Genomic DNA, 218 nt, shown 5'->3' on the forward strand with positions numbered 1-218 from the left:
CCATTATCTGGACTATAGGTATCTTCTACCAAATCATAAATAAAGTCAAAATCAACTTTTGAATCAACTTGTCGAAGAAAGTGATCTTTAGGGACCAATTCGTCTATTGTATAGAAACCATATTGCTTACGATTATAATCAGGTTTTTCTTTGTGAAACATAGGGATTACCTCACAACTCTTCTTACCTCTATTATACGACTTTACACAAAGAAAAGC

1 pseudogene is annotated in these 218 nt (G+C 32.6%); it reads right to left on the minus strand.

Annotation, left to right across the window (positions count from 1 at the left end):
• Positions 1–161 (minus strand): annotated as a pseudogene (locus HMPREF2805_RS11135) (IS5/IS1182 family transposase); the annotation flags it as partial.
• Positions 162–218: the final 57 nt, after the last annotated feature.

This window comes from Streptococcus sp. HMSC034E03 (genome assembly GCF_001811505.1).
GTDB lineage: Bacteria > Bacillota > Bacilli > Lactobacillales > Streptococcaceae > Streptococcus.